Origin of the sequence: Ochrobactrum sp. MYb379 (assembly GCF_037479515.1) — a bacterium.
Taxonomy (GTDB): Bacteria; Pseudomonadota; Alphaproteobacteria; order Rhizobiales; family Rhizobiaceae; genus Brucella.
In genome coordinates this window covers 295,464-321,919 of sequence record NZ_JBBGYW010000004.1, presented here as the reverse complement: position 1 = coordinate 321,919, position 26,456 = coordinate 295,464, and the positions used below count along the sequence as shown (strand labels likewise).

The following is a 26,456-nucleotide window of genomic DNA, read 5'->3' as shown; positions in this document are numbered from 1 at the left end:
CATGTCACCCGTGAGCAATCATGACGTGACGCACGGTGGTGTAATCCTCAAGCGCGTAGATGGACATGTCTTTGCCATAGCCGGACTGCTTCAAGCCACCATGCGGCATCTCATTGGTCAGCATGAAATGCGTATTAATCCATGTGCAGCCATATTGCAGATGCGCGGCAGCCTTGAGACCCTTGCTGATGTCCTTGGTCCAAACTGATGATGCCAAACCATAATCGCTGTCATTGGCCCACGAGATAGCCTGTTCTTCTTCGCTAAAGCGTGTGACAGAGACAACTGGACCGAAGACTTCGCGGCGAACGATTTCGTCCTCCTGCAAAGCTCCGGCAACCACCGTCGGCTCAAAGAAAAAGCCCTTATCACCCGATGGATTGCCACCAGCGGTTATCTCGATATGTGCATTCTCACGCGCGCGCGCCACGAAACTCTCAACCCGATCACGCTGGCGACGCGATATAAGAGGCCCCATTTCATTCTGCGCATCATCTTCCAGATTGAAACGAATGCTGGAAACCGCACCCGATAAATCCGCGACAAGGCGATCATAAATGCGCGCATCAGCATAAATGCGACAAGCAGCGGTGCAGTCCTGACCGGCATTGTAAAATCCGAATGTCTTAATGCCCTGAACGACTGCATCAATATCGGCGTCTGCCATCACGATGACTGGTGCTTTACCACCCAACTCAAGGTGCGTTCGCTTCACCGATTTAGCCGCAGCCTGCAAAACCTTCTTGCCCGTCGCAACATCGCCTGTGATCGAAACCATGTTTATCGAGGGATGATTGATGAGCGCATTACCGACAGTTTCACCGCGGCCAAGAACGACATTCACAACACCCGACGGTAGAATATCGGCCATAACCTTTGCCATTTTCAGTGCGGTCAGAGGCGTCTGTTCCGATGGTTTGAAAACAACCGTGTTGCCACCAGCAATTGCAGGTGCAAGCTTCCAGGCCATCATCATCAACGGATAGTTCCACGGCGCAATCGATCCAACGATGCCAACAGGATCGCGACGGATCATCGATGTGTGACCGGGGATATATTCAGCAGCAAGCGGTCCCTGCATATTGCGGACAGCACCTGCAAAGTAACGGTAGCAATCAACAACTGCGGGAATTTCGTCGTTAAGAACCGCGTGATACGGCTTGCCGCAATTGAGCGCTTCCAGCGCCGCGAAACCTTCCGCATCTTTTTCAACAGCATCAGCGATTTTGAGCAGATATCCGGAGCGCTCGGCAGGCGTTGTTCGGGACCATGATTGAAATGCTTTTTCAGCAGCTTCAACAGCCTTATCGACCTGCCCCAACGAAGCTTCTGGCAAATTCAGAACGACATCTCCGGTTTTCGGATTGAGAACAAGTTCTTCATTCTCTGTTCCCAGCTCAAACTGCGAGCCGATAAGCATTTCAGAATTCATTACAGTCTCCGGCAGAAATTATGTCTGCTTTCGTTGCTCATTCATGACAAAAAAAGTCGTAGAGGCTAAGAAAAGCAAAACAGATGTTGGGCTAGATACAAAACCGCACAGAACACCAGCTGCTTCATCTGTTAAAAGCGAAGCATGAAGTCAGAGTAGGTTTTGGCATTATCAAAAAGCGCGTCTGAGCAGCGATGAAGACGCCTAGTTGCAACTCACAAAATTAGCTGAGCCGCACATAGAAAACATGATCGCATTCTTCTCTCCCTTTGGCCGTTTTCGGCTTTTCGTTCCTTGAAGATGAAGTTATCCGAATGACCAACATTCGCAAATTCATTTATTAGAAAGCAGGTATCGGTTTTTCCGATTGGTTCGAGCAATCAGCAACTCACAACGTACAGTTCGTTAAATTATTTTTTAGAAACAAAGACTTGAGTAAATGCGATTTTTCTTAAAACGGGTTTAACGCTGCCTACCAGACCGCGCAGCTTCTGCAATTCCGATGAAATCACGTGCTGACTGTGGAAGACTCGAGCCTTTTCGCCAAACCATACCTATCTGTACGATTGGCAAAGACCCCGACACATCCCGGCTTTCAATCCGGTCACCTTCAAGCGACCACGGGCGATAGACAAGATCAGGAAGAAGCGCGACGCCAGCACCCGTCGCCACAAGGCTGCGCACCGCTTCGACAGAACGGGTTCTGAAGGCCACATGCGGTCTCGCGCCGAGTGCAGCAAGAAGCTTGCCTGTGTTCTCCTCAATTTCATCGACCGTGAGCATAATCAACGGCTCTTTGGCGACGTCATCAATTGAAATTCCGTCAACGGAAATAAGCGAATGCCCCAAAGGCAGCCACAACCGATAAGGCGACGTTTCGAGAATTTCGGCATGAAGTGCCATACGGTCGCGCAAGCTGGAAATCACCACTACAGCCACATCAAGCTCGCCACCAATGAGCAGATGCTCCAGATAAGAGCCGTTGTCTTCAATGGCGCTGACTTCCACATCAGGAAAAGCACGACGATAGCGTGCCAGCAAATCGGACAGCACATAGCCCGCAACAAGTGATGTAACGCCAATATTCAGCGTCCGCTTTTCCGTCACCTGCTTACTTAAAATCGAACGCCTTGCATCAGAAACATCCGCCAAGATTTTTGTCGCATGGCGCATAAACTGATGGCCGCTATGGGTAACAATCAACCCACGCGGATGCCGCTCGAACAATGTCACATTGAGATCGGCTTCAAGCTCTTTGATCGCCTCAGTAATTGACGACTGCGAAATTGACAGAGTTTGCGCAGCACGTGTAACCGAACCCTGCTCAGCGCATGCGATAAAATAACGTAATTGTCTGAGCGTGAACATGGGCGAAGACCGGCATTCTGGAAGCGGCGCGACAGTCGGGCCAATTCATCTATGAACTTCAACTCTTAACGCCAATACTGAAAAGTGCAAATGGCTCAAGCCATCTTTTGCTCCTTCTCGAGTGGACGTACGTTTTGAAGAGCCGGTTAAAGATACACTTCACTGGCCTTAAATAAGCTGCCAAGTGCTCATCCTTTGTGAAGCTGTCTCAGCGCAAACGATCAACGAGCACCACGCACAAAGCTTTCGCCCAAAGACTATGGAAGACTAAGCTCAGGATCCATTTAATTCAGGATGATGATCTCATTAAGCTTCGTCTTAGGAGACTGATCGATGAGTAATTTTTACTGGCTGAGCGAAGGACAATTGTCACGCTTTCGCCCATTCTTTCCCAAGAGTCATGGACGTCCACGCGTTGATGTCAAGCGGGTTTAAGTGGCGTTATATTAGTTCTTCGCAATGGGTTACAGTGGTGTGATGCCCCTCCGAATACGGCCCCTTTAAAACGCCCTATAATCGCTGGAACCGTTAATGTCACAAGGGAATATCGACTCAGATCTTGAAGAGCCAGTCTCCAAATCGCCGGTCGTGAAGACTGTCATGATGGAATCAACCTACTCACAATGGCGATAACGCTGTTGGCGAGGTACCATTGCTCGCTTCCGGGTCAATCTGGCTCAATTAAACATTGTTCACACTTATCGAACCGAACATTCAAAATGACATAACATCGTTTCCGATCAGTTCCCCTACCAGCGATATCTGCTAAAAATGAGAAACAAATACAATCGCGCAGGGCACGGGACTATAAAGTGAAGCCAATCGTCAAAAGCGAAAAAATAAAAACAAGACGAGCAACACTATCTGGGTGCTCTCAGTCGTTTCCTTTATCTATATCGGGATTGTCATCCTTCTGATCAAAGAAACCGGGGCTGCCACGAAATGGCTATCCCGGCAAATGCATTTAAGGGTTTCTGGGATGAGTACCTCGGATGCCGCTCGATAAACGAACTCGGTGACACTTTGGCAGGCGCATTCGCCCCGGTTGTATTCCTGTGGCTTATGGGAGCGGAACCCGAAAGGAAACGGAGAGTTGGTGGCGGAAGTCTCCTCGTGGCTCTCCTGATTACGGAGGACGGCGGCTGACGGGTGGTGCCGGGCATAACGCCGTCCTTTAATGTTTTATGCAGCTGGAACAAAACCGCTTCGATCTCGTTTTCTTATTGATAAACAAGGAGATCATTATGCTCACAGCTGGTGTTATGTGGCTTTTCGGTGTGCCGCTCATCGTAGTCGTCCTCATTTATTTCTTCATTCTTAGAAGACGCTGATTTTCGCAACCACCGGCCCACAAAGCCGGTGGCGCTTTTGTCTCCGCGTGCTTGCTACTTCGCTCTGGTGAGACGCGAAATCTATGGCGATCCCGGCAGGGCTCGAACCTACGACAACCGGCTTAGAAGGCCGGTGCTCTATCCAGCTGAGCTAAGGGACCGAAACTGTCATAGCCTTCGTGGGTTGCCATAGAAAATGATAGCTATTGCAGAGCATGAGCCGACCACGCCGCAAACGCATCCGATGATGAGATGTTACGTCCATTAATCTGACCCCACTGGTGGTTGCGCTTTCACAACCTGATCCTTACGGGCCACGCGCTGCTTAAGCGTTTTGAGATACAACGGCTCATTCGTCGACGGCTTCGGATTGTCCCGCCGGTTCCTCTTATATCCCGTACTCACGTTGCAACGTCCTCAGACAGCTCTTTCTGCCATGCGGCGAGTGCGCGCTTTAAGCTGGCATGGATGCGTGGAAGAAAATCGAGCCGGAACGAGGTTTATCGCGAGTTTGCTGACACTTGAACAAGCTGCCGAAGCACTCTCGGTCTCGGTGCGCCACCTTCTTCATCTGAAAACCGACGGCGAAATTCCTTTCGTAAATGCCGGTCGCGGACTGCGCATGATCTGCCGATACGAACCGGCAGACATTCAGGCTTTCATCGAAAGCCGCAAGGTTACACACCCCACGCGAAGCGACGGTATCAGTCCGCTTACCTAAGCGTCAAAAAGAAGAGCTGTATAAGCCAATCGATTTCCGGGCACTCTTAAGCGGACGTTGAGCCAATCGGCGAAATAATAAGAGCCGATTGACGTTTCAGCTATGCTCTGCCAGCTTGCGGAAAACAAGAGGTTGATATGGGTCTTTTCATAAAAATCATTGGGATACTAGCATTAATTCCCGGATTGACGATTGCTGTTTTCGGGATTGCAACAATAGGCTCTGACAGGCTTGTTCTCCTGTCCTGCGGGATCAGCTTATGTTTTTCTGGTATGATGATAATCTGCCTTGGCTTAATTATTGAGCATATCCACGACATGAAAGAAACTCATCAACGCCTCCTTAAGCTTCTGGACGAACGTTATTCGACGGAGAAGGAATAAGTTCAGGCACGGGCGCATCGGTATTTCGGGGAGAGAGTGGAAGCGGTCAGACTGAAATCTGTACGTTAGCGAATGGCCAAATGGCAGCGCGAGTCCACTCACAGGAAATCATATCAAATCGGGTATTAAATTATTGTTTTAGATATTATTTTCTTTTGCGAGTCCGCTTCAATTTCGGTCATAAAATAGTACCAATTCCGGCCCGCTTCGGCGGGGTTTTTCATGTGCCGAGCAAATCTGGCTTTGTCCCAATAGCGATTAAAAATACGGGGTTTCGTCAGCGAGTATATCACCCCTTGTCAGTCCCTCAGCTCCAGCGATCGGGGCGTCGTTAGAAACAGTCTTAAAGTAATCAAACTGAATTCCGCTCGTAGGCGCAGCGCTTCTTCAAGGGCTTTCCTCTGGTGGCGGTCGTGACAAACACAGATATACGGATGGCGTGTGTATCTGCTTTTTAATGGAGCGGTAAAATGAATGCGGTTACGCAAGAAAATGAATATGACAATGAAAATTGACCTCGACCCTGCCTATCACAAGGGCAATGTGCGAGCTGCCATTGAAGCGCTTTTGAAAGACCGCGACTCTCTCGTCAAAGAGATCGAATACGCCAACCTTGCTATGTCGATGGGCTTTGCTCGTGGCTGGAAGCCGACAGTGTTTGTAAAATGAGTAGATCACGCAGCGAACCGCCAAAGACGCTCATTAACAAGGAATATCCATTTCAAGTCGTGCTTTTTTGACCGACTGGCACAGGACAAATCTTATCCAAATGCTGAATAACCGCACGCGTCTAGGTTGATATCACCCTTGGGGTGGCGCACGGCATGATATCAAATATTTCGAAATAGCTATGTTCAAAACGGAAGAGGGCCAGCACGAGTTCATCAGGCTTTATGGCGGCGTTACACACGACCCTCGGGATAAAAAATCCAAGCCGTGGGACACATATTTTGAAAAATGCGATCGAAACCCCGTCACTTAGAAGCAATGCCGCCTGAAACGCGTATCTGGGGTACGGTGTCTCGGTATGAATTGCACGGATACTATTTTCCGTGTGGGCATATTGGACCAATTCAACACAAGATCATTCTGCGCAAGTCTGGCACGCACACTTTCTTCATCGACAAACGAATGCGTTGCCCAGTTTGCAAATCAAAGGGTGACAGTCAGTTTGGTGTTAGAAAAATTCCTCGCTAGAACTATTCGCAATCGGGCAGAGTAGCTGGGCAGCATCAATTGGCGCCCTATTCTCTTATTTGCAGGAGGATCGCATGTGCAATCTGTACAACATAACGACAAGTCACGAGGCAATGCGCCGTCTGTTTGCAAAATTTGGCGACGTGACAAACCGCGTCGATCCTCAATTGGACGTATACCCAGATTATCCGGCCCCGGTTCTTCGAAGTCTCACTGACGGAGAGCATGAGTTGGCATATCTTCGCTGGGGAATGCCGACGCCACCCATATACGTGAAGAGCGAAGCAGATACGGGCGTCACCAACATTCGCAACCTAACCTCTCCTCATTGGCGGCGATGGCAAGGCGTTAAAAGCCGGTGCATTGTTCCCGCCACCTCATTCTCTGAATACGGTCAAACGCCAGATCCAAAAACAAAGCGCAAGCCGCTGCACTGGTTCGCTTTGAATGAGGAAAAGCCGCTGTTTGCGTTCGCTGGCATCTGGACGACATGGCAAGGCGTGCGGAAGAAAAAGGATGGGCCGGTCGAAGTCGATATATTCGGCTTTCTAACTACTGAGCCTAACGCAGTCGTTAAGCCGGTCCATCCCAAAGCAATGCCGGTAATTCTTCGCACGACAGAGGAAATTGAAACCTGGCTTCGCGCTCCATGGGATGAGGCAAAGGAAATGCAGAGGCCATTGCCAGACACCGACTTGATCGATTTGACGCCCAGAAATGACAATAAGTAAGAGCAAAAAGGCTTATTTTAAGTTTTGATAGGTGAACCTCTTATAGCAGGAATAGAGGGGCTTCCATTTCCTGAGTATAGATTTCATCACTAAGTCTACTATAGTTTGAACATTGGCATAAAGTGCGAATATCAAGCTTTAATGAAACTTGTTCCACCAAATATCATCAATAGGTTGCGGCCATATATTTAGCCCATTAAAAAATGATACCTATAACTGCAAAAAATGGAGAAATATATGCGCCGTCTAATTATTGCAGCAGCAATTACCGGAACAACATTGACTTCCGCATTTGCTCAACAGCCAACGCCTGAACAGATGGAAATGGCTTACAATGCCGCGCGCAATCAGCTTGGCGTGCTCTCATACTGCCAGGAAAAGGGCTTTATTGACGGCAGCGCAATTGAAATTCAGGCAAAGTTGATGACGCTAGTTCCAACTCCTGCTGACGTATCTAAAGGCGATGCAGCTGAAGCCCTCGGTAAAGAAGGAAAAGTTTCAGCTATGGGCATGGAGCAGGACATTCAAATGTCAGCGAAGGCTCAGGGTACCGATGAAGCTAAGCTTTGCGAAATGATGGCAAGTACCATTAAACAAGCAGCAGCCAACTTGCCAAATTAAAAAAACAGCCCCGCTCGTATTCAGCGCAGTAGGGCTTTTTCTCGTCCTACGCCAGCACTACAAGAACTTGATCAATGCGCTTGTTGAAAACCGCCATAGCAATTCTCATATAGGGCACGGAAAAGATCATCTGGTTTAGTTAATTGGCGGAGGCTGGCGGTACTTGCTCGGAGGAAGCAGGCGGGACAGACTGCTCGCTGTTAGCTGGAGTTTCCGGTTCAATGACATTGCCAAATATCTCTATCCCCATCCAAACGACTGCCGCCGCAGCAAGACTGACCAACAATATAATGAGAACTGGTTTGCCTTCTTTGCCCTGCCGCGCCTCGGTGGCGTTTAACTTTTTCACGAGATACCTCCTGTCAGAACAAAGCTAACTAAAAGGCCAACCGTCGAAGCGCGAATAAGTTCCGTTCTGGCGCTAGCGTCTCCTATTTCTTATCCTGCGCCAGCAGAAAAGAGAGCAAGCACACAACAATCCATTTTCTAAGATTTAGTGTCCTCCTCCCGATTACAAATAATTAAACCCGCCGAAGCGGGTTTAAGTCATCGTTCAAATAATTCCAGTAATCACCTAATTTCCATCGAGCAACTGATAGCTGAATGTATGACATTCATCGAACTTACATTGTACGCCAACAGATGCGAAATTCACCACTCCAATTACGACCACGTAGACGCTTAAAATACCGGCTAGTGTTTTCAGGATCGGAAATTCAGAAACAGGTCTGTCACGCCACTGAGTATTTCCACCCCAGACAACCAGTTGTGCAGCCAATGCGATGATTAAGCATGTCGCTATCAACACCGACCATACCGGCATGTGCATCCCAAAAACCGCACTGCCCACATATTCATGTCCAGGTCGAGGGTAAATGTCGAGCAAGGTCTGACGTACGGCAATAACGAGCAAGAGAACTGAAAAACCGAGACTAATACCTGTGTTGCGATAGGAATAGCCATGTCGGAACTGCTGCATGATTCCAAAACAGACACCGAACATTGCTGCACGTTGCAATAAGCATAACGGGCACGGCAGTTCACCGCTAACGTACTGCAATGTCATTGCGGCCGTCAGAATTGACGCAACGACAGCCATCATGCCGAGCATGTAGAAGTAAAGAAACCCCGCCAGTGTGCCTCTGTCTTTATAAGCTTGCGTATCCATAATAACCATGTCAGCTATCTCCTCAAGCAAGCTTTGTTGACTGAATTGGCATCAGTTCTGTTTGTATCCATGGCATTCTGTAGCCATAATCAGGACTATAAATTTCCCAGAGGAATTGATGGACCGCCAAAACAAAGAAAATAGCTAAAAGCAATAGTGCAACGCACCTACGCCCATACCAGCCGACGACAAGCGTAGCAGCCAGAAACCCAAAAACAACGAACATCATTTATAATAACTCCAAGCCCATTTATAAGATGCTTATTGTAATTTATTGCAAATAAATAGATTTAATTAGCTATTTAATTTACTACATTACTTTATGATTAACTTCATATTTTACAGTGACTTCAAACCACCCCCGATCACAAAAGCCAGGAACGCCATTATCAAGCCACTGATAACCAGCCACCTGGTTTTGGACAGGATGCTGCTCACCTTCTCGATCTTGTTGTCGAGGTCGTCGTCAAATCGCGCGTCCACGTTCTTCCATTTCTCGTCGGTTCGTGCGCCTGCAATCTCCGACTGACACTGCCAAAGCTTGGTGACGCGAGGCACAATCCCGGTCAGATTGTGTTCCATGACGCTCATGCGCGCTCACCGCGCGTCAGATCGCATTATGCGCCCTTGGTTGCGGCCACTACCGGAAACGATGCCCACTCCTGCGAAAGACGCTTGCACAACTCAGTGCAGCTGATTTTGCCAGCGATGAACTCGTTACACCCGCGACAAATGAGCAAGTGAAAGCCGAGGCGATCTTGCAAATCCGGGTCGAAGAACTGGGTACCGCGTAAGCCAAGCTCCTGAGCCAAACGTTGCAAGTGGCTTTCATGAACCGGTATCGACCGGATGCCGACGATTTGAAGCCCTTCGAAAATGAAGCCTGTGGGTCGATAAATTTGCCAAGCGTCAAGCTTGTGATCTGCTTGGGTAGCTTCCCTGATTGTGGCCGTAGATTACGTCATAAGATGCGCGGACTATGCTTCCGACTTCCGTATGTGCGATGATGTCAAGCAAAAGCGCAGCGCCAGCAGGCACGGTTCTATCCATTGCATTTTCGTTTCTTGTGACACTGTGTTGGGGCCGTATGGCTTGAAGGTCGTTTTTCCCTGTCGCGACCCGGTTGTTATGGCGTGCTCTAATCACAGCCTGGATAAGCGCCAAATATCATTCCACACAAACACATCGCGAAGCGTGACAGCTTGTACGCTGACTCATACGCGTTCTGCGAATTGGACTGGTGGGATTAAGTTGCCATTCGTACAATCAATTCGTAATAGGCTATCTTCATAGCGTTTGAGGTTTCCGTGTCAGACAAATTTGAATGGGTCGATTTCCCGCAGGGACAAGCACAGTTTTGCGGTAGCATACGGGGGACCGACGAACTCGGTCACAATACGTTTGCTATTCGTTTTCCTGGGAAGACCTTCTATGGAGAATTCGAGTATTCTCAGTGTCTGAATGTGTCGGCAAGCACAATAACCATTAAAATGTTCGGTTATAGTGACAAGACTAATCTCGGCAACACGTCCAAAGGTTCGCGCCTTCATTTTAACCAAAGTGATGTGAATGTAGTTTCCGACATGATAATACAATTAATCTTGCATAAGAGTAGCAAGCCTTTCCCATTACACAAAGTAGTGGATTTTACAGGAAGCATTATCTTTGCGGATAACTGGATCCAAACTACTTCACTTTAGCCAGTATTTTTCTGACTTTTAATCGGCACATCAACCAGGAGGAGGGTATCGCCAAGGTGCAATTTCATTGTGTTTTCCTATTTTTGTGAGATGATTAGTATGCGCTCTAAAAGCCCCCGCTTTCAGTAGAGCGCAGCCCCGGTAGCGCCCGCATGCACCGGGGCTTTCTTTTTTTATGGATCAAAATCTATAGCACGACGTTAACAGTTCATTAGGAACTTGGGAGAACGTCATGCTGGTAGAGTTTTGGGCGTCAGTCGCTACTGTTAGTGTTATCGTGACTATTTTTTGTGCATTGATGTGGCGTTGCAGAGAGAAAGATCCTCGCAGAGAGTGGTCTCATTAGTTTAATCGGCGTACGCGACGGTCAGCGCTAATTCCGTTGTAAGCCTAGACACCTTTGCTTTCATTTTTCAGCAAAGGCCGTGAACCTTTTCCCCATCAAGTAGTTTATTTGGCGAAGAGGATAAATGATGGGCATTTTCATCACCACTATATCAACGGCGTGGGTTGTTCTGATCGTATTAAATGCGTGGATAGAGCGTAACGATTAGTGATAATCCATATTTGATGTAAATAAGTTCGCAAAGCTACACATGCATCATCCATTCTTACCAGACGCAGACGGCGTAATTTACGCAGGTTTATTCATTGCCATTATTGCTCTCCTGGTCATGAGCTTCACCGCAAAAGGTAGTCTGTAATCCGGCGCCGTATGCGTAAGCCGTTCGGCTCATACGCACTGGTTTCACGCTATATTATGGATGTTAGCAATTTTGAGAGACACGGCCGGAACTCAGGTGGGCTAGCCACGTTCTTGCCAACGGTGGGCGTACAAAAGAACGGATAGTTGCCATGTACAAAATGTCAGCATTTGCAGCAGTGTTCATGTCGGTTGTTGCTTTAACCGCTCCAGCAAACTCTCAGAGTATTGAAATCGGCCCGAATGGCATTCAGGTCATTCCTGATGGTAACAATCGAATGGACCGCAACCGCCGAGTCATTCGCGGTGATATCAGTGAGCGTCAAGCAGCACGCATTGCGCGAGCCGAGGGTATGGATGAAGTTGAAAGCGTCTCCAGCCGTCGCAACAGCTTCGTCGTTCGCGGAATAGACCGCCGAGACAACGACATGCTCGTTGTCGTTGATCGACGTACTGGTGAAGTTCTCGAGGTTCGCTGAAGATAGATTGAGTCCCGCACAGCCACTAGTCGTCCGTGGCTTTTCTTTCCAGGACACTGGGCTAGATTGCAGAGGCGCCAGACATGTGACAGTCCTTGTCCACGCGCAGCCTTGTCATGGTGGGGGCTATGGCAAGGCTTTCTTTTTCTTGGGCCACACTAGTTTTTCGGGAGCGCGGGTACGTTGTGCGAATGTTTTCACGGAGCCTCGGATGTGACACCGCTCCATCCGGGGCTTTCCATTTTTGGTCCGTTCGGTAAATAGATCTGACGCATTCAAAGTCATACAAACAAATGCTTTGGTGTAGCCCTAGCTTGATACCTCTCGCTTGGATTTCCTTTTTTAGCATGTTCTGTAATACATACGACGCACTCAAGGCTGCCCGTCATAGTAACCTTGTGTAAGGCCCCGGATTTGAACTACCGTCTGCTGGTTTTTTCTTTCACATGTTGATTTACCGCACGATTTTGGGCAACATTTTCATTTCGATGGGATCGATCAGCACCAAGACAGGATACTTTTCGTCAACATCACAATCGTAGTTATATGGTATACTGCTATATGAAAAAGTGAGTCAAAGTCGGCTAAAACTCAACAGCCTTTCCAAAAAAGTAGGTTGGTCATGTCACCATTTTACCTTAAATCCAACTTGCCCTTTAATCATATAGCTATCTGCAAAGCTGTTGAAGCTTGTGTTGTAAACACCTTCACCATAGATCGAAAACTTATCATCATTCCAGTTGTATGTTCCTCCCAAACCCACGCCAGCCCAGAATCGATCTTTTGCATTGGCTAAGCTTGTTTGTTCCATTGAGGAATTCATAATAAAGATTCGTCAGCCCATAAATATGGGTGCGGTTTGTCATGCCCTGGCTGTTTTGCCATGCATTCTCATGAGCCAATGCAAGTCCAAAACGTGAATGAAGACTATCGCCGCGTTCCAGTTTAGCTCTGGAGCCAAAGCTATCAGTGAAATCATCAAAACTAATGGCCGAATATATCAGTTGTGCTTGTGGGGTAAAAGACCATGACGGATCATCCAGCGCAATGCGCTTTCCACCTTCTATAGAGAAGGCATACCCAATACCATGATTGTCCCGGGCAAGATCTGCGACAATCATATTCGACTTCAGGTTACTGCGATACCAACTGAACTGTGCCTGTGCATCGGCATAATAACCCTCATCATGATACCATGTAAGCGATGTTCCAACACGATAACCTTCCGTGTTGATCGTTCCATCGCCAGAGGCAGAATAAACTCTGGTTTCAGCGGATGTATATTGGAAGTTTAAGCCGCCAATGAGCTTGCCTGTATTGTTTTGTTGCAACATGCCGTCAATACCAATCTGAACTTTATAGATGTTCTGGTTGAAATTGACTTCACTTCCGGAGACATGCGGTTTGATATGATTGTGCGCGCCTTCAATGCGTCCCCAGATACCATTGCCCTCGGTATGATTGCCAGCTTCCTCAATGGCGGCATAGGCACTATCAACACTGTCTGCACCTTGTATGATGGTTCGATTGCCATTCCCTGCCCATACACCATTGCCGTTACGCTCTTGTAGAGTGGAGAAGCTGTTTAAAGCCAGGAGTGATTGCCCATAGGCTTCATAAACAGGAGCACCTGCTTGATAGAGAGGCTGAGGATTAGGATCATCACGCAGAGAACGCAAATACCAATCACCATCAGAAGCGTCGCTGACGCCATTTTTGTGAAGCTTATAGGCATAAGCACCAATCACAACAGCCTGTTCGCCTTCATGTTCATAATTGCCCTGTAACCTGAAAACGCCATTAGAGTTCTGCTTGACATCAACAATCTTGATCCCCTCCACAGTATAGGTTCCAGTGCCGCCAGCATTTTCAACTGCCAGAGTGGTGAAACCTTCACTGTTGCCATTGATGACCAGTTTGTCGGTAATGGAATTGTCGTCGCTCAAGACAGTGCGGATCCGGATGATACCATTATTACCAATATAATTGCCGTTAATGGTTAAAGTGGTTCCCGGCGTCACACCCATGTCAGTCAGCCCGCCATTGGTAAGTGAAGACAAGGTCTGGTCGTAATTCTGTAGGGCGAGCGCACCACCGTCTTCAATCGTAAAGGCGGAAGCCTGGCTGAGGAGGTTTTCACCCGTAACTGTCACTGTGCCACTACGTATGATGGTCTCACCGGAATAATTACCTTCAGCTGCGATTTTCAACGTGCCAAGCCCGCGCTTGACGAAACCGCCCGTGCCTGTAAAGGATGTAAGGGTTGTCAGCGTATCGTTTTCTTCTACTGCAATGGCACCATTACCATCATCGAAAATGACGCGTCGGTTCAAATCCATATCAGTCGTAGCCAGTAACGTGCCGCCGTCAAAACGTAATGTGGCGGAAGCAGCGCCCAGGTTGGAATCCCTTGATACAGACAGTACACCGCCAAGCAATTGCGTCTGACCTGTATAAGTATTGTCATTGGTCAGGATGACTTTACCGCTGCCGATAATCTTCAGTGTATCAGAAGCGCCATCGACAATCCTGGAGCTTATGGTTGTGCCGACGCTCGTTGCTATATTCAGTGTACTGCCGCTTACACCTTTAAGCGCAAGTTCACCGTCAACAATCTGATACCCATCGGTGATAAAGTTTAATGTATCAAACGTTTGCGTTCCCTCTACGCTGACAGTTCCTTTCTGGCCCGCGAAAACACCAACAGATTCTCCCCAGACGTCATGCGTTGTAATAACAAAATCATCCACCCAATTGGTATTGGCTGCATTCCATATGCCATCGCCGCCCTCTGCATTGCCTGAACCTGACATTTTCGTCCCATCCCAGAACTGCATAGTTTGGCCCGCACCAAGAACCTTTAGGTAAATCGACTGTGGTATGTCGTAACCAACTGATGCAGAGCCTATGTCAAAATCCGGGTTTGTAGAGACGACGGTCTCATCAGAGAACTGCGTGCCGTGGGAAGGGGAGTTGTAAAGAAACAGAATATAAATGCCAGCGCCGGCAACTCTTGTCTCAAGACTGGCACCGTCGATGTTAAGCTGATCTACAAAAACCGCCGTGTCTTGTGCATTATCATCGGGATCGAGCGATCCCATGTTATTAAAATCAAAAATAGCTTTGGAGGTCGCCTTGAGATTAAGCTGGTCCAGAGATACAAGACTACCGCCATTGTCACCTATACTTAATGTACCGTCGACATCGACGGTACCTGAGAACGCGCCATAGCCTCCCAATGTTCCGCCTGACAGAACATTAACCTTGCCACCTAATATGTTGAGAAAATCAGTGTTTCCGACTTCGTTGCCAAGATAAAGCTTGCCGTCATAGATGTTAGTCGTACCGTTAAATTGGGAATTGTCAGCGGTAAATGTGGTATTGCCCGCATAATGGTTGATTGTATGGGTGCCAGCGCCCCCATCCCCGAGCTTCGCTTTAAGCTTAAACTGACCTTTATGATTAAAATTTATAGAGTTATCACCATAACCCAGCTTGATCTCTTTGGCAGATAAGAAACCTGGGTTTGCAGGACTTTGTCCGTGTGCAGAACCAAAATTAAGTTGTGAGCTTGAGCCGGCTGTGGGAATGGTTTGAGCGCCTAAATTGATAATTCCGTCACCATCGCTAACCTTGACAATAGCGCCGTCTGAAAGCGTCAAGGATGCCGTCCCTTTTTGGCCAATGTGTATATTACCGGCTACAAGTATTGTTCCGGGATCTGTTAATCGGACTGCACCAATACTTCCAGAACCTTCAGCAATATAGAGTGAATTTCTAGCAATTAATGACCCGGAGTCACTTACATTTATTGCTGCACGTCCGTTTAATCCGACAACAGTATCACCGATATAATTTGTTAAGTTGGATTTCATTCCAGATATATAAACGGTACCCTCACCTGTTGAGCGATCGCCGATTATAATACGATGTCTACCATCGATAGATTCACTTGCATAATCGGACGCGCTTCCACCTTTTGATATATTAAGAGTACCGTTTCCTTCTTTTCCGATAATAAATAAATCTGAAAACTCTATAAAAGACTCTGTATCTTCAACATTAACAATCCCGTTTGATCCGGCATTCTCACCTAAAATTATATATCCGGACGCATATGCGTTTTTATTGTTGATGACATTGAAAATACCCGTATTGGACTTTCCAACAATTATATTATCCTCATCACAACGAGGCCGATCCCGGCTTGCACTGCATGATGCATACTCAGTCCTATTATCAATTATAAGCGACCGATTAACGGGAATAGGCTTCGGAAGCTCGTCATCGTCAAAATCGTCATCGTCAAAATCGTCATCGTCAAAATCGTCATCGTCAAAATCGTCATCGTCCAAACTTACTTTGGTGAAGTAATCATTGTAATTATCATTCAAATTCTGCGCATTAGCTATATTTTGATTGTATAGCAGCGCAAACAATATGATAGGTATGTATCTCATTAGCGCCATATCCCCCACATTTTATATATAAGATGGCTAATTAAACGATACTTTTGGTAATACTGTTATAAGATACGTTATTTCATAATCTTGTCTGAAGCAGAAATTATACCATATAGCATTGATATAGATAGTGTTTATTTAATTACTTGATTAACAGATTTTCCGCACTCATGGGTGATCGCGGATTATTGTTAGAACGTAACCTGATAAGCCGATGCCCTGGATACGGAATGTGTTTATTACTGGTGTGATCCAGGATGGTGTGGCGTTGACTATACAACGCTGACGACGGCAGATGAAGGACACGATGATCGGCGCAAACCTCGCATGACGCCATTCGGACACGCCCGGTTTCACAATGACGTGATCGACATAAGCACAGTGGCGAGCGGAACTCATATGATGTCCAGGCGGTCCCTGCCAAGATCATCTTTTTCACAATCAAATAGGAAATTGTCAGGCAAAAACAATTGTTCACGATTTCCAATTCCGTGAGGCGCTTCACCTGGTCGCTCTGCAGTCCACCGATTTCTGCGAGGCAGCGGCATTATTTGAATTCTGTTATGCCTCTTGATCCGATCGCCGAAGCAATACAATTTCCCTGCGCTTTCAGGACGTCTGGCTGACAATGCAAGGTGATGATCCCTTCCGTCTTGTTTCTTTTCGCTGCCAATTAAGTGTCCCTCTTGAGCTCATAAGTCATACTTCAAAAGGAAACTGTCATCAGTGAGGACAGTCTCACAGTTGATTGATTGTACGAAAATAATCTTCTATCTTTTGGTACGCATATGCTGTTATCTCAACAATTTGTCGCCGCTTATCTCCTGCATCTTGTCTTTTTGTAACCAAACGAGCTTTCTCCATCTCGCTTAAGCGTCTTGATGCTGTTGCGATAGGAGAGTTTGAAGAAAAATATAACGATGATGCTGCGACTTCTTTATTTTCAAGATGATTTTGCATCAAATCCAGCAGCATATTCCAGGCAGGGTCATTAAAAAAATCATCTGTAAAGTACTTTTTTTTTAACTTCATTTGAACGGATAAGCGACAAAAGCCTCTCTTTTGTTAAAGATTGTTTTTGCTGCGGCTCACCTAAATTCGCCGAATTGTCAGGAAGAGGAGCAACCTCAGAATCACGAATTAGAAGCGATTTTAAAGTTTGCAACTCTTCTGCTAAGCGTCCAATGTGATCTGAACCGTGCATACGAAATTCAACGTCACGCTTAATTAAAGACGCTTTATTTAATGCTACCCTTACGACTTTGAGTAAAAGTTCACGGCGAACTGGTTTATATAAAAAGTCACACGCTGCCAAACGCAGAGCGTCAACTGAATTCTCAAGCGTCGCGTAAGCAGTAATAAAAATGACCTGGAGCCATATACGTTCACTGTATTGATCCCGTATGTGGCGCAACAGCGTGATGCCGTCCATGTGGGGCATACGGATATCACTTATGACCAATTCAATAGTGTCATTAGTAGACAAAATTGAAAGTGCTTGTGCGGCCGAGGTGGCTTTCGCACAATACAATCCTTCGCTCTCAAGTGCACTTGATAAGGCATTTAACAAAGCTGGTTCATCATCTATCAAAAGCACCGATATTGTTCTGTCAGTACCGTTTTCCGACAAGTTACCCTCCAATGGCGTTCGTAACATAAATTGGCAAACTGAGAACGAATATAGTGCCTTCATCTGGCTTTATGATTTCAATCTTGCCGTTCATATCTTTGGCCATACCAAGACAAAGCGCCAAGCCTAATCCCATACCATGCCCTTCTGGCTTGGTAGTATAAAACGGTTCGAAGAGTTTACCTTCTACATCCGTTTCAATTCCAGAGCCATTATCTTCGACGGAAAAATTTACGAAGCCATCATTCTTGCTTTCTACTTTAATAGTAATTCTAGCATCATGTATGGCAATTCCACCACCTTTAATCAAAATAGCATCCCTCGAATTAACTATAAAATTAAGCAATATTTGTTCGACAAGGATGTGATTGCCCTTAACTTCCGGCAAAAAATCCGGAAATATATGTTCTATATTTATATTTTCAGATCTAATTTGCTCCTCGCAAACGACCATGACGCTTTCTACAATTTTAACCGGCTGTAGTGATTCCATTGAGCCATTTGTTTTATGTCCATATATCCGCATATGCCGGGCAATTTTTGAAGCTCGCTCAACCTGGGCGCTCATTTCAGTTATTTGCTCTAAGCAACTTTCCACATCATATGTTTTCTTCCTGATTGAATGTTCCAGATTATCAAGTACCATAGCCAGCGTTGCTAAAGGTTGACTGAGCTCATGCGCGATACCTGTCGCCATTTGCCCGAGTGTCACCAATTTTGCAGACTGGTAAATAGCGAGCTCGGCTTCACGACGATCTGTTATATCCAGCCCTAAAATTACAAAATTTCGAACTTCATAATTTTCCTCAGCGCGAATAATTGATACGACCCAATTGATTTCTCTTTTTTTATTACCGGAAGTATTGATCCTGTGAGTGCCTTGCCAGGATGGTTTAATATTTAGAATATTAACATCAATGCCGAGAACTGATTTAAAAGATAATTGACCATTAGGATCAATATCAGTGAATACGCTTTGAAAGTTTGCATTTGTGACAATGATTTTTCCAAGAGAATCCGTCACAACCATTAATAAATCACTTGCCCTTGCTATATTATGAAATATCTCTAATTCTTTGCTTGATTTAATATCTTCTGTGTCTCGAAATATTAACTTTTTTTGATTAATAACGTAATTTTTCAAAAGCACTCCGCAAGCAATCAATATTGCAAATAATGTAACAATCATTAGTACTGCAACAATACTGCCTTTGAACCATGCGGAACGTATAGGAGAGGTCGGAAACCCAGCGTAAGCCCATAATGGGATTGAAGACGATTTATAATAAGCTAAAATCAATTCTTGATGCACAATGGGTGAATATCTAATTTGTATACCTTCTCCTACGGCAAGCTCTTTCTCAATATGGCTGCGAATATTAAGTCCGATGGCGAGGCTATTATTTGAAGCCCGGATCACTCCATCTTCTCCTACGAGGCCTAAAACTATATCCGTTTCCGTTTTAAATCGCTCGTAAGAATTGTATAGATAATGTTCATTAACAAGTATCAATACAAGTCCGTTAAATTTACCTTGCTCATCTATTAACGCACGTGAATAACTCATCGTTTGACCAATACAAATCTCGGAGAGATCAATTTCCCGCACCGATGGATGATTAATGAATATTACTGGCGATCCTGGTTGAGAAAGTTCCTTGTACTCTTCAGATTTTGATAGATCCATATCGATTGGTATTGCGCTAATATCACTAGCGTACACGTGGCCCGAGCGATCAACAACAGCGATACCAATCACTGCATCTGTTTCAGCTTGCGTCCTTCGTTTTAATACTTCAGAAAGGAACTCGTCTGGTACCATTTTATCAACAACATCACGTTTTACGGCTCGACTTAAATAATCAAGAGAATCCACAACCTGCGTCGTCTGCTCGGCTAGCGCTTGTGCAAACATCATGGCTTTTTGTCCGGCGTCATGAGAACGGTTCAAGTAATCTTTATATATTGAATAGGTTGCCGCAGCTGAGCATACAGCGATAATTGCCATCGCCAACACCCAATACAATTTCATAATTTTCTCAATGTTCAGGCGGGATTGTGGCATTGTTTGATAACTCTCGTCGTTAAATTATCAATTAGATTTATATTATAATAACTCTATAAGTTTATTAAACACCTAGCTTAATAAGCTGATTATAATCAGCGAGCTTACAGATTATCAAGACCAATTGGCTTTGTCGCGAAAATTCAGCAGATTCAAAGGGACTGTGTTTGACACCGCCAAACCTCTTGCTCGGCCAGTAGTTAGATTTGATAGCTCAATGGATTATACTGGTCAAAACCGAAGCGACTGATTAGTGTTTTGTTTCTATCCAGCAATGGGTCGATGCCAATTGTACATATGCGCTCATTTTGGCAGATAGGCTTTGCGTATTCTGATGACCTATACGCTTCAGGCGACTATACCGCTCGAACTCGAAATGGAACTAGTCATCAGGCTCGGTATATTGGTAACAGTTGACGGGTTCGGCTGGGTCTGAATCTTTTATACACAAGAGCAGCGCACAACCGAAAACCCAGCTTTAAGCAGCCGGAGACGCGCCTGTCTTTGTCGTCAATTGCTCACCGGTAAGGCGCTGTCAGCGTAGATAGAGGTTAGGAAAGAATAGGTTCCTATATTTTAATCAGCCGATATTCAGCATGGGATTCCAAGTCCGACATAATAGCCCGATTAAGACGATTTAGCGCAAACGCTCTATAATGGAAACTGCTGATACCGGCTCCCCGAAATACCACCCTTGTGCCAGGACAGGCAGGGGTTCGGATGCACACTCTACGCGGAAATAGGCCGCCTGCATCTCCGTTTCAATGCCTTCCGCCACCACGTGTAGATGATGCTTTCGTGCCATTGTTAGTATTTGTGGTATAATTGAAACAGCATTATCCAGCGTTAAAGCTCGTGTGAACGCTTTGTCGATTTTGATGGCATCGACGCTCAACTCGCCAAGATAAGCAAGACTGGAATAGCCAGTCCCAAAGTCATCTATATAGACAAGGTGACCTTTGTCACGTAAAAGTTGAATAACTTCTGAACCGGTAACACAGTCAACAGCGGTGCGCTCGGTTAGCTCCAATCCTATCTGATAAGGTTCAATTTGAGCTTGCAGTAGACGCGCCTCCAGCTTAGGCGCAAATTCATCATCGTGCAGATCACGAGCGCTTACATTAATATTAATTCGCAGGTCACGTTTTCTACGCAAGAGCTCTGCCATCTCATTAATCACTGCGTCGATAACATAAAATGTTATATGATGAATAAGCTCACTCTTTTCCGCCCGCTTGATGAAGACATCTGGGGGAACAAAATCTCCTGGGTGAATTTCCCAACGGATTAATGCTTCGAAGCCAACGATTTCTCCACTAATAACGTTGACCATCGGCTGATACACAATATCCAATTCTTTCTTCGTCAACGCTCTCGACAAAAGCATCATTAGTGAACGGTCACGCTTGTTATAAGCGCGCCAGGTAAGGTTAAGACAGCTTACAGTAAGAATACCAAGCACAATCGCGAGAATTGATTGTAATCGAGCAAGAAGACTGGTGCGATCGACACTAGCTTTTAATGCTATACAAATGCCCTTCTCCGGCTGACAGTCATAGGCATGAATTTGATTATTCCATTCAGAAATCTGCCTCTTGCGACCCTCTGGAAGAGGTTTTAGACCGGTATTAGCAGGGTATTCGTAAAGCTGCGCAAAATTAATCCAATCAGAGTCGCTGACGAATATAGCAAATGAATATTCTGGCTTATGCAGGAGGTCGAAAGCTCCGGGGCTCAGAACAACATTTGAGTTACCTTTGCCCATAACAGGCCCGTTAGGTCCAGGAGTGACCAATGGGCGTTCGGAGTAAACATATGTCCCATCCGATAGTAGAACATCCGCCGTTGAACGGCTCTTTTGCCCTGTGACGTCACCCAATAGCGTTGAACAGAACAACCTGTCTTCAACTAGTCGACCTATATCTTTAACTTGATAGGCTGAGAACAAGAGCCTGCGTAAATAGATGTGATCTTCCGTTGAGCAAATTTGATAGGGTGAATGCTCCGCCAGATCCAGAGTACTGCGCGCTGAGTCTATCAGTCTATCACCATGAGATAGCAATGATTCTAAGTAAGCGTTTATTTTCTGCTCATCACTCATCCTCCGTAGATTTTCACCAATAAAATAACCCGCCGCTGCTCCGCATATGACTAAAAGAAGAAACATAATGGTTGCGAGATTGTAAAATCCACTTCCTTTGCTCAAGTTTCGCAACATCGTCCTTTGACCCCACAAGCCATATCTCACTAGAAATCATTTCGTTATTCTTAACAACCATAGTCACCAGATATATTTGTAACATTATAATACATTATAATATTGGTACATAAGACTATGGGGTTAACACTCATATTTCAAAAGACATATAGCGCCCTCAAATCGGCCCGTACTTTTATGCTGCGACAGCTCTTTAGATCATTAAATGGATATGTAATGCCGTAATAAACACTTCATAAAATCAAAATCTGTGTGTATTATTCGATAATAACAATATCTTTAATAATTTCATATGTTTATCACACCGAAGCGGCTTTCAGGCCGTCTGGAAGACCGGTGATCGTGTAGTTATAAGGCGCTGTACCACCACTCGCAGTCACCTTATGCGAGCCATAAGGCAGACCTGTTAGATTTAAGTTGATAACATATGCATTTTTGATCTCAATATACCCAGCCTCTTCAAACGACCCGCCTCCATACCGCGCTCCTGCATAGACCGTAATAGTTTGATAATAGCGGCCCGCCTTAGTGGGAGTTCCAGAAATTATCAAACCATCTAATACATATTTCAATGTTAACTCGGGAGGAAATCCACTATAGTTGCACTTAATATTTTCACCACTCCTCAAGCTATATAGTTGATGACCACCATAATCCTTTCCGACATATCCGATCGATGGCGGTGTATGAATACCTCCATCAACACCTTGACTATAGGCGAAATGAGAGAACGAAATCAGGCAACTACATACAAAAAGAAAAAAACGCGCGAAGGATTTCATAAGCCCTATCATTCCCAAAGTTGTCTGAACGATGATCGAATACAGGTGTGCATATGGTGGTAACAGAGTATATCGTTTCCGATATGGAAATGGTTTTAAACTTTACAAAATTGTCGCGCTAAACTACGGATATAATTGAGAAATTTATTTCCAATATGGAAACGAATATATCGCGCCAAATAGCTAAGCTGTTTCCAAGTCTGAATTTAATTATTGACCCACCCTAAACCTGGCAGGACTCCCCGTTGCAACCAGAAATGCACGTTGCGCTCGACTTTGCTTGAATAAAAATCAGTATCTCATCGTATATGGTGAGCTGTTGGCAACCGTATACGTCACTCTTCTAAAATGACGCGTGCTGATCATGCACGAGCACATCCGGATTGGCATCGTATCGTACCAGCAACCACATGCTTTATATAAATTTTACATATCGGCAGGAATGACAAATAGCACTTTAATGTAATGATTGTAGCTTTATAACTGTGTACGTGAAATTGTTGTGATGGAACCATAAAGCAAGAACAGTCGCACCGTCAAAAGCCAATCATCGCTTAAGATACGATAATAATTTCCGTCAACCCACAAATGCTACTCGAGAAGCAATATCTGGTGTCGTACTTTCACTAAACTTCGGACGATGTCACCGAGGATATTATCAATACTTTCCTGAGTAACCACCCCGACATCGATAAAGACAACACTTTTCGCATCATAGGAAATGTTTAATTGAGCTTATAATAGCCTCAGCCGTAGCCCGGTTGGTACTTGGCGCCATTCCTTGTTGCTCCGACTTCAAGCTAGATTATATTCAGTTTAATGTAAAATCTATTCGACTGTCGTGGCTCGAGAGAGCGATCCAGAATAAACAGATAAAGGCCAACAAGTTATTTTCGTATCATTATTCAAACTAGTAAATCAAACCGCGGCGAGCTATTTTGACGCCGCTCACCGCATTTAGGAAGCAACTTTTCGAATAAAAAATTAGATGCCAAGTACTCCCTTTTTGGCATCAATGTAGCGTTCGTTGATCTTGGCCCAATTGATTACATCCCACCATGCTTCGAGGTAATCGTTGCGGCGATTTTGATAGCGTAGATAGTAGGCATGTTCCCACACGTCATTGCCAAAAAGTACACGTTTATTATCCATTAACGGGGTATCCTGATTGGAGCGTGTTTCAATCGCAAGCTTGCCATCTTGTGTAACGGTGACAAACACCCAACCAGATCCGAAGATGCGGCTGCCAGCCATATCGAAGTCAGTTTTAAGCTTATCCAAACCGCCAAGATCGCGGTTAATCGCTGCTAACACTTCGCCATGAGCGTTGCCGCTATCCCCGCTCATAATCTGCCAGAACATGGAGTGATTGGCATGGCCGCCCAGATTGTTTCGTACGGTAGCACGCACGCTTTCAGGGACGTTATTAAGATTGGCAAGTAGATACTCAATCGGATATTTCAATATTTGCGGTGCAGCATTCGCCGCTTTGTTGAGATTGTTCACATAAGTTGCATGATGGAAATCATGATGAAGCGTCATGGTCTGAGTGTCGATTGATCGCTCTAGCGCGTTTTTAGAGTATGGGAGTGGTGGCAAAACAAACAAGGCACTAGTATCTGCAGATGTCGCATTGATAATAGACTTACTCATGCCTGCCTTAGTGGCCGCGGCAAAAGCAGTAACACCTGCAGTAATAGTGAGAAAGTTACGTCTGTTAAGCGTGTTCATAATTATTCCTCCGTACCATTTATCAATGATGTCAAAACTCTATCAATTGTATAAAGCACACCAACAATAGATGACGTTGACGCGTTACAAATTAAGCTGAAAAGACCCGTCGTCTCATCGAATCACTAAGTATGACATTCATCCCTGATCCTATCGGCAAGATAGAAACTCTGTCTTATACCCTATTCCATCTCGTCATCAGCACAAAATTGACCTCCCTAAGAAGTCGTATAGCAAGATAGTATTGAGTTATTAAAGCCAAGTCCGGACAAATGCATTATGTTCCTCTGGTCACAGATCGACTCGACTTAATTGTTGTTTATGCAGCATTCAATTCAGTGGCGCACGGTCCCAAGGCTTCGTTTCATCGCTGAACATTTAATAGCCATTACAATGTTGGGCCAATTAATATCGTTTCTTACTCACATCCTTAACAATCCCATCTTAAGTTAACAGAGACGGACGCAAAACACAGCACTACGACGTCGAGCTGCGCTTAGAGTTTCCCTTAACTGCTTTGGCAAGAACCGTTCCGATTGGAAATCTACGCAATGTAACCATGTGCTTTTCATGAATAGCTCCTAAAACCATTTTAACTGATCGTCTTTGAAGTGAACCCGTTCGCCGTATCAATTACCTTCAGTCGGTTTTGATAGCTTTAAGAAGATCCATATTAAATTTATCAGGGTCTTGTATTTGCGGTGCATGTCCATAATTCGCATAAGTAATCAGCCTCGAGTTTGGAATCTGCTCCGCAGCATTCTTCGCAAGTTGAGGATAGTTACCCAGTGTGCGCGCAAGTTCGATATCCGCTCGTTCTTTGCCAATGGCAGTATTGTCTTTTAAGCCGATCATCAGCACAGTGGGAACATGAATGTTACTGATCTCATGAATGACAGGTTGATTAAAAATCATGTCGTATGTTTGCGCTTGATTCCACGATACTATTTCATTTCCTAAGCCTTCATACATAGATTCCAGCATATTAACCCAACGATCATACCGAGGCTTCCATGTGTTATTGTAGTATGTCGCGCGCTGGTAAGATTTGATGCTTTCTTTTGTTGTTTTTAGTTCCTTCGTGTACAGTTCATCAATTGTCGCATTGGGAACTCCTTTCGCGCGCCAATCTTCCAATCCTATAGGATTAACCAGGACAAGCCTTTCTAACGACGTGGGATATTGCAGTGCGTAACGCATTGCCAACATGCCGCCCATAGAATGGCCGATCATAATGGGGTTGGTCACCTTAAGCTCAGTTAACAGAGCATGCGTATTGGCCGCCAGGGTATTTATACCATATTGATAAACCATTGGCTTCGACGACTTACAAAAGCCCACCTGATCTGGTGCAATAACCCTATATCCTGCATCTGATAAAGACTTGATAGTGGTTTCCCACGTGCCCGCACAGAAATTTTTCCCGTGAAGGAGAACCGCCGTGTGGCCATTTGCTTGTTTCGGTTTCACGTCAATATAGGCCATGCGTAGCGCTTGTTTCTGACTAATAATGGTCTGAAAATTGACAGCCCATCCATAGTCGAAACCGGCTAAAAAAGGGTCCGCTAAAGCGGGTGTAGTTATCAGCAAAGCGCAAGTTGTTGCGATTCGTGTTAGAGAAAGTACCATAATAAGCATTCCAATCTATATTCATCTGTAATATAAAACCATTTATTAGCGTAAGTCGGCATTAAGCTTGTAATTAATCAAATCTCAATAATATTGATTATCAG

General features: G+C 45.4%; 22 protein-coding genes, 1 tRNA gene and 1 pseudogene. 7 read left to right on the top strand and 17 right to left on the bottom strand.

Translation table 11 applies throughout. The features are described 5' to 3' along the window. Positions 1-4: 4 nt before the first annotated feature. Both WH356_RS11465 and WH356_RS11460 read right to left on the bottom strand, forming a co-directional pair. Positions 5-1,432 carry a gamma-aminobutyraldehyde dehydrogenase gene (locus tag WH356_RS11465; protein ID WP_339510848.1) on the bottom strand — a complete coding sequence of 476 codons (1,428 nt, stop codon included), beginning with the start codon at positions 1,430-1,432 and terminating at the stop codon, positions 5-7. Between the two features lie 462 nt (positions 1,433-1,894). Beyond that, positions 1,895-2,800 carry a LysR family transcriptional regulator gene (locus tag WH356_RS11460; RefSeq protein WP_339510847.1) on the bottom strand — a complete coding sequence of 302 codons (906 nt, stop codon included), beginning with the start codon at positions 2,798-2,800 and terminating at the stop codon, positions 1,895-1,897. Positions 2,801-3,133: 333 nt separating this feature from the next. Here WH356_RS11460 and WH356_RS11455 point away from each other — a divergent pair. Next, a pseudogene (locus WH356_RS11455) lies at positions 3,134-3,329 on the top strand (transposase); the annotation flags it as partial. 886 nt (positions 3,330-4,215) lie between these two features. Here WH356_RS11455 and WH356_RS11450 read toward each other — a convergent pair. Next, positions 4,216-4,292 (bottom strand) — tRNA-Arg (locus tag WH356_RS11450). A 311-nt stretch (positions 4,293-4,603) separates the two neighbouring features. Here WH356_RS11450 and WH356_RS11445 point away from each other — a divergent pair. The 5 genes from WH356_RS11445 (at position 4,604) to WH356_RS11425 (ending at position 7,784) form a co-directional block, all read left to right on the top strand. After that, complete coding sequence (locus tag WH356_RS11445; protein ID WP_339510845.1) at positions 4,604-4,852, top strand: helix-turn-helix domain-containing protein; 249 nt, start codon at positions 4,604-4,606, stop codon at positions 4,850-4,852. Between the two features lie 137 nt (positions 4,853-4,989). Further along, complete coding sequence (locus WH356_RS11440) at positions 4,990-5,235, top strand: hypothetical protein (RefSeq protein WP_339510843.1); 246 nt, start codon at positions 4,990-4,992, stop codon at positions 5,233-5,235. A gap of 498 nt (positions 5,236-5,733) precedes the next feature. Then, complete coding sequence (locus WH356_RS11435) at positions 5,734-5,904, top strand: hypothetical protein (protein ID WP_339510841.1); 171 nt, start codon at positions 5,734-5,736, stop codon at positions 5,902-5,904. Between the two features lie 602 nt (positions 5,905-6,506). Next, positions 6,507-7,163, top strand: coding sequence for an SOS response-associated peptidase (locus WH356_RS11430; RefSeq protein WP_339511185.1), 657 nt, complete (start codon positions 6,507-6,509; stop codon positions 7,161-7,163). 225 nt (positions 7,164-7,388) lie between these two features. Further along, a complete protein-coding gene (locus WH356_RS11425) occupies positions 7,389-7,784 on the top strand; it encodes a pore-forming ESAT-6 family protein (RefSeq protein ID WP_339510839.1) in 396 nt (131 codons plus the stop codon). Positions 7,785-7,923: 139 nt separating this feature from the next. On the opposite strand, the gene WH356_RS11420 is transcribed toward WH356_RS11425, so the two are convergent. The 6 genes from WH356_RS11420 to WH356_RS11395 all read right to left on the bottom strand — a co-directional run bounded on the left by WH356_RS11420 (position 7,924) and on the right by WH356_RS11395 (position 10,002). Next, positions 7,924-8,133: a hypothetical protein gene (locus tag WH356_RS11420; RefSeq protein WP_339510838.1), complete on the bottom strand. Its 210-nt coding sequence runs from the start codon at positions 8,131-8,133 to the stop codon at positions 7,924-7,926. A gap of 225 nt (positions 8,134-8,358) precedes the next feature. Further along, positions 8,359-8,961, bottom strand: a complete 603-nt coding sequence (locus WH356_RS11415; RefSeq protein WP_339510836.1) for a disulfide bond formation protein B — start codon at positions 8,959-8,961, stop codon at positions 8,359-8,361. A 13-nt stretch (positions 8,962-8,974) separates the two neighbouring features. Continuing rightward, positions 8,975-9,181 (bottom strand): hypothetical protein, encoded by a 207-nt coding sequence (locus tag WH356_RS11410; RefSeq protein ID WP_339510834.1) that lies wholly within the window; start codon positions 9,179-9,181, stop codon positions 8,975-8,977. A 110-nt stretch (positions 9,182-9,291) separates the two neighbouring features. Further along, positions 9,292-9,543, bottom strand: coding sequence for a hypothetical protein (locus WH356_RS11405; RefSeq protein WP_339510832.1), 252 nt, complete (start codon positions 9,541-9,543; stop codon positions 9,292-9,294). A gap of 26 nt (positions 9,544-9,569) precedes the next feature. Next, positions 9,570-9,773: a hypothetical protein gene (locus WH356_RS11400; RefSeq protein ID WP_339510830.1), complete on the bottom strand. Its 204-nt coding sequence runs from the start codon at positions 9,771-9,773 to the stop codon at positions 9,570-9,572. A gap of 88 nt (positions 9,774-9,861) precedes the next feature. Further along, a complete protein-coding gene (locus WH356_RS11395; RefSeq protein ID WP_339510828.1) occupies positions 9,862-10,002 on the bottom strand; it encodes a hypothetical protein in 141 nt (46 codons plus the stop codon). Between the two features lie 1,505 nt (positions 10,003-11,507). Here WH356_RS11395 and WH356_RS11390 point away from each other — a divergent pair. Further along, positions 11,508-11,834 carry a PepSY domain-containing protein gene (locus WH356_RS11390; protein ID WP_339510826.1) on the top strand — a complete coding sequence of 109 codons (327 nt, stop codon included), beginning with the start codon at positions 11,508-11,510 and terminating at the stop codon, positions 11,832-11,834. A gap of 731 nt (positions 11,835-12,565) precedes the next feature. On the opposite strand, the gene WH356_RS11385 is transcribed toward WH356_RS11390, so the two are convergent. The 8 genes from WH356_RS11385 to WH356_RS11350 all read right to left on the bottom strand — a co-directional run bounded on the left by WH356_RS11385 (position 12,566) and on the right by WH356_RS11350 (position 26,352). Beyond that, positions 12,566-16,294 carry an autotransporter family protein gene (locus WH356_RS11385; protein WP_339510824.1) on the bottom strand — a complete coding sequence of 1,243 codons (3,729 nt, stop codon included), beginning with the start codon at positions 16,292-16,294 and terminating at the stop codon, positions 12,566-12,568. Between the two features lie 741 nt (positions 16,295-17,035). Then, on the bottom strand, positions 17,036-17,329 hold the full coding sequence (locus tag WH356_RS11380; protein WP_339510822.1) for a helix-turn-helix domain-containing protein: 294 nt from the start codon (positions 17,327-17,329) through the stop codon (positions 17,036-17,038). Further along, positions 17,298-17,927, bottom strand: a complete 630-nt coding sequence (locus WH356_RS11375) for a response regulator (RefSeq protein ID WP_339510820.1) — start codon at positions 17,925-17,927, stop codon at positions 17,298-17,300. The genes WH356_RS11380 and WH356_RS11375 overlap by 32 nt, the downstream gene beginning before the upstream one ends. Position 17,928: 1 nt before the next feature. Continuing rightward, complete coding sequence (locus tag WH356_RS11370; RefSeq protein WP_339510818.1) at positions 17,929-19,992, bottom strand: ATP-binding protein; 2,064 nt, start codon at positions 19,990-19,992, stop codon at positions 17,929-17,931. A gap of 637 nt (positions 19,993-20,629) precedes the next feature. Then, positions 20,630-22,210: an EAL domain-containing protein gene (locus WH356_RS11365; RefSeq protein ID WP_339510816.1), complete on the bottom strand. Its 1,581-nt coding sequence runs from the start codon at positions 22,208-22,210 to the stop codon at positions 20,630-20,632. Positions 22,211-22,509: 299 nt separating this feature from the next. Continuing rightward, positions 22,510-22,992, bottom strand: coding sequence for a hypothetical protein (locus tag WH356_RS11360; RefSeq protein ID WP_339510814.1), 483 nt, complete (start codon positions 22,990-22,992; stop codon positions 22,510-22,512). Positions 22,993-23,976: 984 nt separating this feature from the next. Further along, on the bottom strand, positions 23,977-24,723 hold the full coding sequence (locus tag WH356_RS11355; protein ID WP_339510812.1) for a superoxide dismutase: 747 nt from the start codon (positions 24,721-24,723) through the stop codon (positions 23,977-23,979). 639 nt (positions 24,724-25,362) lie between these two features. Further along, entirely contained in the window at positions 25,363-26,352 is a 990-nt protein-coding gene (locus tag WH356_RS11350) for an alpha/beta fold hydrolase (RefSeq protein ID WP_339510810.1), read from the bottom strand. Positions 26,353-26,456: the final 104 nt, after the last annotated feature.